Origin of the sequence: Glycomyces albidus, from assembly GCF_009451885.1 — a bacterium.
GTDB lineage: Bacteria > Actinomycetota > Actinomycetes > Mycobacteriales > Micromonosporaceae > Glycomyces > Glycomyces albidus.
Map to the genome: position 1 here is coordinate 62,746 of NZ_WIAO01000023.1, position 11,932 is coordinate 74,677.

The 11,932-nt window shown below is 71.5% G+C and carries 11 protein-coding genes; 4 read left to right on the forward strand and 7 right to left on the reverse strand.

Annotated elements, in window-relative coordinates; translation table 11 throughout:
• Positions 1 to 54: 54 nt before the first annotated feature.
• On the reverse strand, positions 55 to 636 hold the full coding sequence (locus GFD30_RS17660) for a dihydrofolate reductase family protein (protein WP_153026511.1): 582 nt from the start codon (positions 634 to 636) through the stop codon (positions 55 to 57).
• A gap of 232 nt (positions 637 to 868) precedes the next feature.
• On the opposite strand from GFD30_RS17660, the gene GFD30_RS17665 reads away from it, so the two are divergent.
• The gene (locus GFD30_RS17665; protein ID WP_153026512.1) at positions 869 to 1,249 is read left to right on the forward strand and encodes a VOC family protein; all 381 of its coding nucleotides are present in this window, start codon (positions 869 to 871) and stop codon (positions 1,247 to 1,249) included.
• 177 nt (positions 1,250 to 1,426) lie between these two features.
• Complete coding sequence (locus GFD30_RS17670; protein WP_153026513.1) at positions 1,427 to 3,697, forward strand: alpha-L-arabinofuranosidase C-terminal domain-containing protein; 2,271 nt, start codon at positions 1,427 to 1,429, stop codon at positions 3,695 to 3,697.
• A gap of 123 nt (positions 3,698 to 3,820) precedes the next feature.
• Here GFD30_RS17670 and GFD30_RS17675 read toward each other — a convergent pair whose 3' ends face one another.
• Positions 3,821 to 4,468, reverse strand: coding sequence for a GTP cyclohydrolase II (locus GFD30_RS17675; protein ID WP_153026514.1), 648 nt, complete (start codon positions 4,466 to 4,468; stop codon positions 3,821 to 3,823).
• Between the two features lie 95 nt (positions 4,469 to 4,563).
• Here GFD30_RS17675 and GFD30_RS17680 point away from each other — a divergent pair, with 95 nt between their 5' ends.
• Positions 4,564 to 5,043, forward strand: a complete 480-nt coding sequence (locus tag GFD30_RS17680; protein ID WP_153026515.1) for a MarR family winged helix-turn-helix transcriptional regulator — start codon at positions 4,564 to 4,566, stop codon at positions 5,041 to 5,043.
• Between the two features lie 32 nt (positions 5,044 to 5,075).
• Here the strand turns inward: GFD30_RS17680 and GFD30_RS17685 are convergent, their stop codons facing one another.
• Complete coding sequence (locus GFD30_RS17685; RefSeq protein WP_153026516.1) at positions 5,076 to 5,516, reverse strand: MarR family winged helix-turn-helix transcriptional regulator; 441 nt, start codon at positions 5,514 to 5,516, stop codon at positions 5,076 to 5,078.
• A 57-nt stretch (positions 5,517 to 5,573) separates the two neighbouring features.
• On the opposite strand from GFD30_RS17685, the gene GFD30_RS17690 reads away from it, so the two are divergent.
• Complete coding sequence (locus GFD30_RS17690; RefSeq protein ID WP_153026517.1) at positions 5,574 to 6,350, forward strand: alpha/beta fold hydrolase; 777 nt, start codon at positions 5,574 to 5,576, stop codon at positions 6,348 to 6,350.
• A 73-nt stretch (positions 6,351 to 6,423) separates the two neighbouring features.
• On the opposite strand, the gene GFD30_RS17695 is transcribed toward GFD30_RS17690, so the two are convergent.
• From GFD30_RS17695 to GFD30_RS17710, 4 genes are read right to left on the reverse strand one after another with little or no spacing between them, the layout of a single operon-like run.
• Entirely contained in the window at positions 6,424 to 8,835 is a 2,412-nt protein-coding gene (locus GFD30_RS17695; protein ID WP_153026518.1) for an RICIN domain-containing protein, read from the reverse strand.
• A 14-nt stretch (positions 8,836 to 8,849) separates the two neighbouring features.
• On the reverse strand, positions 8,850 to 10,103 hold the full coding sequence (locus GFD30_RS17700; RefSeq protein WP_153026519.1) for a mandelate racemase/muconate lactonizing enzyme family protein: 1,254 nt from the start codon (positions 10,101 to 10,103) through the stop codon (positions 8,850 to 8,852).
• A 1-nt stretch (position 10,104) separates the two neighbouring features.
• Positions 10,105 to 10,932, reverse strand: a complete 828-nt coding sequence (locus tag GFD30_RS17705; RefSeq protein WP_153026520.1) for a carbohydrate ABC transporter permease — start codon at positions 10,930 to 10,932, stop codon at positions 10,105 to 10,107.
• Positions 10,932 to 11,930 carry a carbohydrate ABC transporter permease gene (locus tag GFD30_RS17710; RefSeq protein WP_153026521.1) on the reverse strand — a complete coding sequence of 333 codons (999 nt, stop codon included), beginning with the start codon at positions 11,928 to 11,930 and terminating at the stop codon, positions 10,932 to 10,934. Before GFD30_RS17710 ends, GFD30_RS17705 begins: the two co-directional genes overlap by 1 nt.
• Positions 11,931 to 11,932 lie beyond the last annotated feature (2 nt).

Genomic DNA, 11,932 nt, shown 5'->3' on the forward strand with positions numbered 1-11,932 from the left:
ATCGCCGTGAACATCAGGACAGCGGCGACCGACGTGTCCACTGTGCTCGGTCTCTCAACCGTGCAGGGTCGGCCGGTAGACCAGCTCCTGGATGCGGCCGTCGAGCGTCCGGCTTTCGACGAGGTCGAGGTCGAAGTCCTCAGCGCCCCCGAAGACGGGCGCGGAGCCGTTCCGGCCGGTGATCACCGGGAAGACGGTCACCTGCACGAAGTCGACCAAACCGGCGGCCATGAGCGCCCGGTTCACCGCCAGGCTGCCGTGCGAGCGCAGCGGCACGGGCGACTCCTCCTTGAGCCGGGCGACGACGTCCACGGCGTCCCCGCGCTCCAGGGTCGCGTCCGCCCAGTCGAGCGGCGCTTCGAGCGTGGACGACACCACGGTCGCAGGCAGGCCGATCATCCGCGTGACCCACGGGTCGCGCACCTCCGAGTCCTCCGCGGCCCCGGCCAGCATCTCGGTGAAGGCCCGGAACGTGTTGGCGCCGAACACCATCCGCTGATCCGCGCGGTACTGCTCCAGGCGGTGGGCGAGGAATTCGGGGCCCTGCTTGCCCCAGTAGCCTCCCCAGTCGCCGCCGCTGACCGAGCCGAAGCCGTCGAGGCTGGAGAAGACGTCGAACGTGTAGGTGGCGGTCATGATGTGCTCCTCGAAGTCTGGATTCTCATCTCACCCGTCAAGACGCCGCGCGTCCCGGAAATTCATCGACCGCCGACCGCCGACCGCCGACCGCCGACCGATCCGCGAGGCCGCCCGTTCCCCGAACCCGAGGAGCCCCGCTCAGCCGGTGCGAACGGCCCTGCCCGCCCTGCATCGAGCGTAGGATCAGGGCCGGCCGGCGGGCTCGAGAACCGCCTGTGAGGAGAACGCTATGAGCCGGCGTCTGCGGCTGGGGGCCATCGGGCAGATCTCGCGCGGAGTGAGCGACATCGATCGCGCCGTCGAGTGGTACGGGGAGACGCTCGGCCTGCCGCACTTGTACACCTTCGGCGATCTGGCGTTCTTCGACTGCGCAGGGACCCGCCTGTTCCTCACCGCCTCCGACGAGGGCCGCCGCGGCACCGGTGAGTCGGTGATCTACTTCCAGGTCGACGACATCCAGGCCGCGTATGCGGAGCTGCGCGACCGCGGTGTCGAGTTCAGCGCCGAGCCGCACATGATCCACCGGCACGCGAACGGCGTCGAGGAGTGGCTGGCCTTCTTCCCCGATCCCGACGGCAACCTGCTGGCGCTCATCGCGCAGACCGAGTAGTTCCCTCAGCCATTGCGGCGCAAGGCGATCGGTGCCGGTTTCCGCTCTGGGGCCGGCGGTGTCCGCGTGGAGCGCCACCGGCCGGGGGCTTGACACGGGTGGGTTCGGAGCGAGTAGAGTGACGGTACTTTACCGATAAATCACTTTGCCTGCAAATCCGAGTTCGAGGACGCACCCATGACGCAGCGAGTCGACATCCGAGTGGGCGCCGCCGTCGCCGACGCGGCCCCGGAACTGTGGGGCCTGTTCATCGAGGACCTCAACGACGCCCTCGACGGCGGGCTCAACGCCGAACTCGTCCGCAACGGCGACTTCGAGTTCGACCCCGCGGACCGCGACGGCTTCACCCACCGCACCGGCTGGGCCGCCGAGGGCGCCACGGCGATCGGCACCCAGGACCCGCTGCACCCGAACAACCCCCACTACGCGCGCCTGACCGGACCGGCCGCGATCGCCAACGGCGGCTGGGGCGGCGTCCGCACCACCGCGGGGGAGCGCCTGCACCTGTCGCTGTTCGCCCGCACCAGAACGGCCACCGAACTCACCGTCCAGATCGCCGGCGGCGCCGCGATCGACACGCTCCCGCTCGAACCCGGCGGCTGGCGGCGCGTGGAAGCCGACCTCCGGGCCTCCGCCGACGGCCGCGGCGAACTGCGCCTCGCCGTCCCCGCGGGCGCGGTGGTGGACGTCGACGCCGTCTCACTGCGCCCGGTCGGCGACGACGGCACGCCCCTGACCTTCCGCCCCGACCTCCTCCAGGCCCTGCACGACCTGCGGCCCAGCTTCATCCGCTTCCCCGGCGGCTGCCTCGCCCACGGGTACGGACTCGACAACGTCTACCACTGGAAGCACACCGTCGGCCCCCGCCACGAACGCGCCCACGCCCGCAACATCTGGAACTACCACCAGTCCCGCCAGATCGGCTACGGCGAGTACTTCGAACTGTGCGAAGCCCTCGGCGCCACCGCGATCCCCGTCGTCGCCGCCGGCGTCTGCTGCCAGAACTCGCCCGGCGGGCAGCACGCCATCGCCGAGTCCGACATGGACGAGTACATTCAGGACGTCCTCGACCTCGTCGAGTACGCCAACGGCGGCACCGGCACCACATGGGGCGCCAAGCGAGCCGAGCACGGCCACCCCGCGCCGTACGGCCTGCGCTACCTCGGCGTCGGCAACGAGGACCAGATCACCGACGACTTCCGCGACCGCTACGCCCGCATCGAGGACGCCCTCCGCGAGGCCCACCCCGAGATCACCGTCATCGGCACCTCCGGGCCCGCGACGTCCGGCCCCGACTACGACGCCGGATGGGCCTACGCCCGCGAACGCGGCATCGCGGTCGTCGACGAGCACGGCTACCAGAGCCCGCGCTGGCTCCACCAGAACCTCGACCGCTACGCGGCCTACGACCCCGCCGGACCCCAGGTCTACCTCGGTGAATACGCGGGCTGGTCGAGCAAGGTCCGCTCCGCCCTCGCCGAGGCCGCGTACATGATCGGCCTCGAACGCAACCCGGGCGTCGTCCGCCTCGCCTCCTACGCGCCGCTGCTCGCGCGCGTCGGGCACTCGCAGTGGACCCCCGACCTGATCTACTTCACCGCCGACGAGGTGCGCCCGACCGCGTCGTACTTCGTGCAGCGGGCCTTCGGTTCGATCCGCGGCGAGCGCGTCCACGCGGTCGACATCGAAGGCGCCGAACCGTTCTCGCGATCGATTCCGCACGAGGGCACGGCCCGGCTCCAGTCCGGGCGCGCCGCGGTCGCCTTCACCGCGATCGCCGTGGACGGGAACCCGGTCCCCGACACCGCCATCGCGCCCGGCGGCGACGGCGTCGACATCGCCGCCATCGACCCCGAGGCCGCGGAGATCGCGTTCACCGCGGTCCGCACGGGCGGGACGGACGGCTTCTCACTGCGCCTGGGCCCGGAGGACCCGCAGACCTCCCTCAAGGTCGAGTTCGCGCCGTGGCAGAACAAGAACACGTCGGTGGTCCGCAGCGACGACGGCATCGGCAACTTCGAGTCCGGGCACCTGTGGCCGGGCATGGTCGACGGCGTCCCGATCCGGGTCCGCGTCCGTCTCGACGGGCCGCGCGTCCGCGTCTGGGTCGACGGGGAACTCCACCACGACCTCGAACAGGACCGGCGGCCCGAGCGTCGCGTCGCCGCCGGGGCGCTCTCCCGCGCGGGCATCGACGGCACCGAGTACGTGGTCCGCCTCGTCAACGCCGAGGACACCGAGAAGACGGTCCGCATCGACCTGGACGGCGCGCCGGGTGCGGTCACCGCCGAGATCGAGCTGCTGGCCGGGGCCGGACCCGACGACGGCGCGGTCTTCGAGGCGTCCCCGGTGGTGCCGGTCCAGGAGAAGACCAAGGGAGCGAACGGCATCGACCTCGTCATGCCCCCGTGGTCCTTCGCCGCCGCGGTGATCCGCCCGGCGCCCTGAGCGCGTCGCGGCTGTGCGGGCCGCCTGCCCGCGACACTTGCCGCTCTGCTGGAGCTCCCGAGGTGCCTTCGAGTCGGCCGCGACCTCGTTCGTTCCGCGGGTCGGGCGCCGGACGGCCGGGCGCTAGGCCGCGAGCGTGGGCAGCGTGATCGTGTGGCCGGTGCGGACCGCCTTGGCCTCCAGGTAGCGCGTGTTGCTCTCGGTGGCGAAGACGCCCGTTTCGACCGTGTGCTCCACCGTCAGGCCGAGGTCGCGAAGCTGTCCGACCTTGTCCGGGTTGTTCGTGAGCAGGTCGAGGGACTCGATGCCGAGCGCGGCGAGCATCTGGGCCGCGGCGGTGTAGTCGCGGCCGTCCTCGGGGAGGCCGAGGGCGGTGTTGGCCTCGTAGGTGTCGAGGCCGGCGTCCTGGAGGGCGTACGCGTCGAGCTTGTTGTACAGGCCGATGCCGCGGCCCTCCTGGCGCAGGTAGAGCAGGACGCCGCCGCGCGCGGTGATCCGCTCGGCGGCCTCGCGGAGCTGCGGCCCGCAGTCGCAGCGGGCCGAGCCGAAGACGTCACCGGTGAGGCATTCGGAGTGCATCCTGACGAGGGGGACGGTGTCGGGGGCGGGGTCGCCGAGGACGAGCGCGAGGTGCTCGCGGCCGTCCACGAGGCCGTCGAACGTGTAGACCTCGGCGGCCGTCTCGAAGCCGTCGGCACCCTGTTCGGCGGGGAAGCGGAGGGGAATCTCGACCCGGGTGCGGATCGTCGCCTTCGGGGCTGCCTTGTCCATGTCGTCTCCCAAGTTCGCGAGAGCTGTTCAAATTTGAACGGCAGGAGCTAAGCTACACTTGAGTTCAAATTTGAACAACGGATGGAGGTGGAGGTATGGATCACACGAGATGGCTCGACGAAGAAGAGATGCGCGCATGGCTTGCGTTCATCCCTACGGCGACCCTGGTCGCCCGCGAACTCGACCAGCAGCTCAAGGAGGACATGGGACTCTCGCACCTCCAGTACGAGATCCTCGTCCACCTCAACGCCGCCGAGAACGGCGCGCTGCGCATGACCGCGCTCGCCGAGCGGCTGATCAACTCCAAGAGCGGACTGACCTACCAGATCGGGCAGATGGAGCGCGACGGCCTGGTCCGGCGGCGCCCCTGCGAGTGGAGCAAGTCCGGCGTGCTCGCCGAGATCACCGACGAGGGCCGCGCGATGCTCGAGCGCGCCGCCCCCGGGCACGTCGAGAAGGTCCGGGAAGTCCTCATCGACGTGCTCACCCCCGATGAGTGCAAGGCGATCGCCGACGGTCTCGGCAGGGTCCGCGACCGCATCATCGAGCGCAACGACGGCGGCTCCTGCTGGTGATCCGGAGCCCGAAGCCGGTGTGACGGCGCCGCTCAGTCGTGGACCGGCTCGAGCCCGTCCACCAAGTGCGCCAGGACCCGGGCGCACGCCGCGACATCGGCGTCGCTCAGGCCCGCGCCGAGCGCCCGGAGCGCCGCGTGCTCCCGTTCGAGGAGCCCGTCGATGCGGCGCTCGCCCGACTCGGTGAGCGCGATGAGCGACGAGCGCTTGTGCGCGGGATTCGGGCGGCTCTCGACCAGGCCGGACGCGGCCGCCTCGTTGACGGTGCGCTGGACGAACTGCCGGCTCAGATCCTGGGCCCTGCCGAGCTGCGGGACGGTCATCGGCCCGTGCTCGCGGAGCAGGACCATTACGGCGCGCACGCCGACCGAGAGCCCGTGGGCGCCGGCGTCCTGCTCGACCCGGCGGTAGGACCGGCGGTAGAGCGGTCCGACGAGATCGAAGACGGCGGTGAGCCGTTCGGGTTCAGGCATACGTCGATTATGACACCCGAGTTGTCATCCTGTCGATCATATGACACCCTGGTTGTCATGAACGGACTTCACTGGATCGAGACGGGCGCCGGCCGGCCGCTCGTCTTCCTGCACGGCGGCTTCCTCGACCACCGGATGTGGGACGAGCAGATAGCCGCCTACGCCGACCGGTTCCGCGTCATCGCGCCGGACGCGCGCGGGCACGGGCGCTCGGCCAACGCCGACGCGCCGTTCCGGCACACCGACGACCTCGCCCGGCTCCTGCACCGCCTCGGCACCGGCCCCGCGATCCTCGTCGGCGTCTCGATGGGCGCGGCCACCGCCGTCGACACGGCGCTGGAGCACCCCGACGTGGTCGCCGCCGCGGTCGTCTCGGGTGCGGGCACGAGCGAACCGCGCTTCATGGACCCGTGGACCACCGCCACCTTCGCCGCGTGGACCACCGCGATGGCCGAGGGCCGGGTCGAGGACGCGGTGGCCGAGTTCACCCGCTTCGCGGCCGGCCCGCACCGCGCGCTCGACGACCTCGACCCCGACGTGGTGGAGCGCCTGACGACGATGACCCGCGAGACCTTCGCCAAGCACGCGGTCGGCGAACCGGACTGGTCGGTCCCGGTGCGCGACACCTGGAACCGCGCCGCCGCCCTCGAGATCCCGGTCCACGCCGTCAACGGCGCCGCCGACTCCCCGGACCACCTCGCGATGGCCGACCGGCTCGTGGCGCTCGTCGGCACCGGGACGAGCACCGCGATCGACGGCTGCGCCCACTACCCGAACCTGGAGCGGCCCGACGCGTTCAACGCCGCCCTCGACCGGATCCTCGCCGCCCTCTGAGCGCGCCGGAGCCCGGGTGAGAACAGCGGCCCCGGCGGTCGGGAGACCGCCGGGGCCGCAACGGCACGGATCCTTACGCGAGCGTCCACCGCTGGTTCGCCCCGCCGTGGCAGGACCACAGGTGCACCAGCGCGCCGTTGGCGGTCGAGGCCCCGGACACGTCCAGGCACAGCCCGGACTGCCGGTTCACGATCGAGCCGTCCGGGCGGAGGTCCCACTTCTGGTTCGTCCCGCCGTGGCACGACCAGATGATCGCCGCCGTCCCGTTCGCGGTCCCGGCGCCCGAGGCGTCGAGGCACTTGCGCGAAGCGCCCGTGTAGACGCTCAGCTCACCTGCGGCACTGTAGGTCCACTGCTGATTCGCGCCGTTCCAGCAGTCGTAGATCTGCACCTGCGTGCCGTTCGTCGTCGACTGGTTCGGCACGTCAAGGCACCGGTTCGACGCCGTGCCGCGCAGCGCGCCCGACGTCGGCGACGGCGTGTCGTCCTGCGGCCCGGCCGCCTCCATGATCGCGGCGGCCCCCGCCGGGATGCTCCCGGTGGAGAACACCGTGTTGTTCTGCACGGTGTTGCCGCGCTGGCCGTGCGGGATGCCGGTGATCTGGGAGCTGGTCGAGTAGTTCCCGGTCAGGGTCAGGTTCCCGGTGTTGTGGCCGCCCGCGATGTTCGCATGCGCCCACTGCCCGGCGGTGTTCATCATGACGTTCCCGGTCGCGGCGATGTAGCGGGAGCCCTCGTCGAAGTACATGCCGAGCTGGCCGGTGCGGTCGCAGAAGTTCCCCCTGATCGTGCTGTTCGGCTGGGCCGAGAGCGTGTAGATGCACCCGGCGTCCCACAGCGTGTTCACGGTGTCGACCAGGTGGTTGCCGACGATGTGGACGTCGGTGAGGGTCGTCGGCGTGCTGTAGATCGGCTGGAAGTCGTAGAGTCCGCGGTCGATGTACTCCTGGCTGCCGCCCGGGTCGTTGGCGCCCCAGCCGTACCCGACGCCGATGCCGCTGTACGGCATGTCGGCGATGTAGTTGTGGTCGATCGTGAGCCGGGTCGCGTAGGTGGCGAGGATCGCGTCGTTGTCGAGGTAGTCCAGCGCCGTGCTGTAGATGCTGTTGTTCCCGATCCGGATGTCGCGGTTGACCATCCGCGGATCCGACGGGTGGTGCGAGTCGGGGCGGACGCCGCCGACCGCGACGGCGCCGCCGGCGCTCTCGGTGAACGTGTTGCCGAGGACCTGGATGTCGTGCGCGCCGAGGCCGACGCCGGAGCCGTGGGCGTTCGCGTCGTTGCCGATGCCGAGCGCGATCGAGCCGAGGTTGACGAAGGTGTTGCCCTCGAACGTGATCCGATCGGCCGCCGAGACCTGGACCGCGCCGGGGGTCTGCGACCAGCCGTTGCGCGAGCCCTCGAAGCCGCGGCAGCCGCGGGCGCAGCTCGTGAACGCGTCGGCGGGCCGGTGCGTCTGGGCGCCGGTCATGAACGTGCCGGTCTGCTGGTTCGCGTAGCCGTCGGCCGAGTTCGGGTGCAGCCACGAGGTGCCGGTGAAGGTCAGCCCTTCGAACCGGAGGTCGTGGACGGGCTGGTCGTAGGTGCCGCCGACGTGGACCAGGGACTGGAGCCGCGGCATCTCGACGCTGGTGTTCGCCATGTTCTGGCCCGCGAGCGGCTTGTAGTACAGCCTCCCGGCGGCCGCGTCGAGGTACCACTCGCCGCCCTGGTCGAGGAAGCGCTTGGCGTTGGCGAGGTAGAACCGCGGGCCCACGAACGGGCTCTGGATCGTGTCCCAGCCCCACGTGTTGTTGTTCCAGGCCGGCTGCCGCATCGTGACGGTGGTGCCGGAGATCGAGTCGACCGGGGTGATCCGGGTGGTCCACGTCAGGTTCGCGCGCAGTTCGATGCGGCGCTGGTCGGGGAGGGTCGAGAGCCAGTTCAGGTTCGAGTTGCGGACGGTGAACCCGCTCGCGGTCAACTGGATGTCCGAAGGGGACAGGCTCATCTCGGCGCGCTTGGCGAGGACGCCGTTCACGTAGAGCTGCCGGGTGTCGAAGCCGGTGCCGACGTCGGCCCGGTAGATCCCGGTCGCGGCGTCGTCGAGGACCCAGCCGGTGACGGCCTGGGCCCCGGTGACGACCGGGTCGGCGCCGTCGGCGGCCCGCCACGTGACGGTGTGGCCGTTCCGTCCGGAGTCGGCCGCGTCGAACCGCAGCGGCGAGGTGAGGCGGTAGGTCCCGTCGAGGAGGGTGACCTCGACGTCGCCGTCGCCCGACGCGGCGGCCTGGCGGGCGCGCCGCTGCGCCTCGGGGAGGGTCCGGAGCGGCTGCGCGGCGGTGCCGGCGGCGCTGTCGCTGCCGCTGGGGGACACGTAGATCTGGTGCTCCGCCTGGGCGTGTGCCGGGGACGCGCCCAGGTTCGCGAGGGCGCCGGAGACCGCGAGGAGGAGGGCCGCCGCGAGGGCGGGCGCGCGCAGGCGCCCGGGGGGTGAGTGCCGCATGTCGAATGTCCTTTCTAGTTCGGTGAGGCGGTCGAGTGCTCGGTGGCGGGTACTCGCCGGTCGGCGGACGGCGCCTCGGTGTCCGTCCGCGTCGGGCGGGCAGGGGATCGGTCGGTCTCGGGGCCGGGTGCGGCGAGGAGGCGCAGGCCGGCGCGTTCGGGGCGGACGCCGGGCCCGGCGGGGTCCGCGGGCCCCGGCCGGACGGCCAGCGGGGTGATGAGGTCTTCGAAGACGGTGATGCCCAGGCCGGGGGCATCGCCGAGGATGAAGGCGCCGTCCTCGATGTCGAGGTCGGCCGTGATCCCGACCGGCGGCCGCAGGTCCTGCAGCTCGCTGACGAGGTGGTTGGGGACCGAGGTCGCGGCGTGCAGCAGCCCGACCGGGATGTTGCCGATGGGACTGACCGGGAGGTCGTGGGCGTGGGCGAGCGCGGCGACGCGCAGGAAGTGGGTGATCCCGCCGACCGCGGCGGTCTGCACGACGTCGAGGCCGCCGGCCTTGAGAAGCGGCCGGAACTGCTCGAGCCCGGTGAGGTTCTCCCCGCTCGCGACCGAGGCGCGGACGCCTTGCTGGACGACCGCCAGCCCTTCGGCGTCCCAGCGCCGCACCGGTTCCTCGACCCACGTCAGGTCGACGGTGCGCTCGAGTTCGCGGACGTGCCGGACGGCCTGCTTGCGCGACCACGCCTCGTTCGCGTCGAGCATGAGGCCCGGCCGGGCCCCGCCGCCCGCCTCGGTCAGCACCTCCCGCACCAGTGTCAGCCGGTGGCGGTCCTGTTCGACGTCGAGGCCGCCCTTGAGCTTGGCCGCCCGCAGTCCGCGCTCGGCGTAGACCCGGTAGGCCGCGACGAGCTCGTCGTCCCCGAGGCCGATGTCCAGGCCCGAGGCGTAGGCGGGCACGACCCGGTCGCGGCCGCCGAGGAACCGCCACAGCGGCTCGTCCGCGGCCTGCGCCTTGATGTCCCACAGGGCGGTGTCGAGCGCGCCGATCGTGGCGAACACCGCGCCGGTGTGCCCGGCCTTGAACGCGAACCGCAGCATCCGGTCGTACAGCGCGGTCACGCTCCGCGGGTCCTCGCCTTCAATGGCGGCGAAGACGCCCGCGAGTTCGACGTGCGACCCGAGTCCGACCCCGGTGACGCCCTCGTCGGTGTCGACCAGGACGACCGGGAGGACGGTGACGCCGTCGCCGAAGACGCCGTTGGCGTCGCCGACGGGCCGCGCCCATTCCTGGATCGTCGTGAGCGTGCGGTAGCCGGTGATGCGCATGTCATCCCTTCGTGGAGCCGGCGGTGACGCCGGAGGCGATCTGGCGCTGGAAGAACAGGTAGAGCACGAGCACCGGCAGCGCGGCGATGAGCACGCCGCCGGCGAACGTCGGGATGTCCGCCGAGTACTGGCCGCGGAGCGCGGTGACGCCGACCATGAGGGTGCGGTGCTCGGCCGAGGGCATCATGAGCAGTGCGATGAGGACGTCGTTCCAGCAGAACAGGGCGTTGAGGATGCCGACCGACAGCAGCGCCGGGCGGCCCAGCGGCAGCATGACCCGGCCGTACACCCCGTACAGGGAGTTGCCGTCGATGCGGGCCGCGTCGACGATCTCGGCCGGGATGCCGCTGTAGTAGCTGGTCATCAGGAAGACCGTGAACGGCAGGAACTGCGCGGTGTAGGCGAGGATCAGCCCCGGGTAGGTGTCGATGAGCCCGGCCTGCCCCATGGTGCGCGCCAGCGGGACCATGATGACCTGGAACGGGATGAACAGGGCCGCGAGGCAGCCGAGGAACAGCGCCCGGGAGCCGCGGAACCGCAGCCGGCTCAAGGCGAATCCGGCCATCGATCCGAACAGGAGCAGGAGCGCGACCGAGCCGGTGACGACGATCAGCGAGTTCACGAGGTAGCGGCCCATGTCGGCGCTGCCCCAGGCGGTGGCGAACGCGTCCCAGCGCAGGGCCTCGGCGGGGGCGAAGCGGTCGAGGACGTACTCGTGCCGGGTCTTCATGGCGACGTTGGCGGTGAACACCAGCGGGTACACGGTGGCGACGGCGAGGGCGGCCATCGGGATCGCGGCGAGCCGGAGGCCGGCGCGGCGGGTTGCCATCAGTCCTCCCTTCCGGAGCGCCTGAGGATCGCGAGCTGGAGCAGGCCGACCGCGAGCATCACGCCGAAGAGCACTGTGGACGCGGCGGAGGCGAGCGCGGGGCGGCTCATCTGGCCCTGCTGGAACCAGATGTAGTACTCCGGCAGGTAGGTCGAGCCCTCCGGGCCGCCGCCGGTCATGACGTACAGCAGCCCGAACATCGAGGTGAGCATCCCGATCATGGTGGTGACGACCACGAACTGGATCGTGCGCGAGAGGCCGGGGACGATCACGTGCCGGATCACCAGCGGCAGCGAGGCGCCGTCGACGCGCGCGGCGTCGATGAGCGAGGTGTCCAGGGTGGCGAACCCGGCGAGGAACACGACCAGCGCCATCCCGAACGTCGCCCAGATGTGGACGGCGACGACCGCGTAGATCGCGACCCCGGGGTCGCCGAGCCAGTCGACCGGGCCGAGTCCCGCGGCGCCGAGCAGCGCGTTGGCGGGGCCGTCGAACGCGAGCAGCAGGTTGAAGATCGCGCCGATGATCACCGGTGACAGCACCGCGGGGAAGAAGTAGACGCTCCGGTAGACCCGGTGCCCGGGGACGCGCAGGTAGACGAAGGTGGCGAGGATTCCCGGGATCGCCACGGCCACAGGGAGGAGCAGCACCAGCAGGCCCACGTTCCGCATGGACTCGACGAACAGCGGGTCGGCGAACAGGGTCGCGTAGTTGTCCCACCCGACGGCTTGGCCGTTGCGGTCGCCGTCGCCGGTGAAGGAGAAGTTGACGCCGAGCGCGAGCGGGTAGAGCCGCAGCCCGGCGATGATGAGGACCGCCGGCGCCACGAGCACGTAGGGGGCGAGGCGTTCGGCGCGGGGGAGTCGCTGACCGCTCCCGCGCCGACGCCCCCGCGCCCCTCGGATTCGCGCCGCGTGTGCAGTCTCCTCGGCCGGTCGGGCCGCGTCAGCCCTGACCGAGGCCGGCGGACTTCCGAAAGGCGGGGCTTCTGAGGGCATGG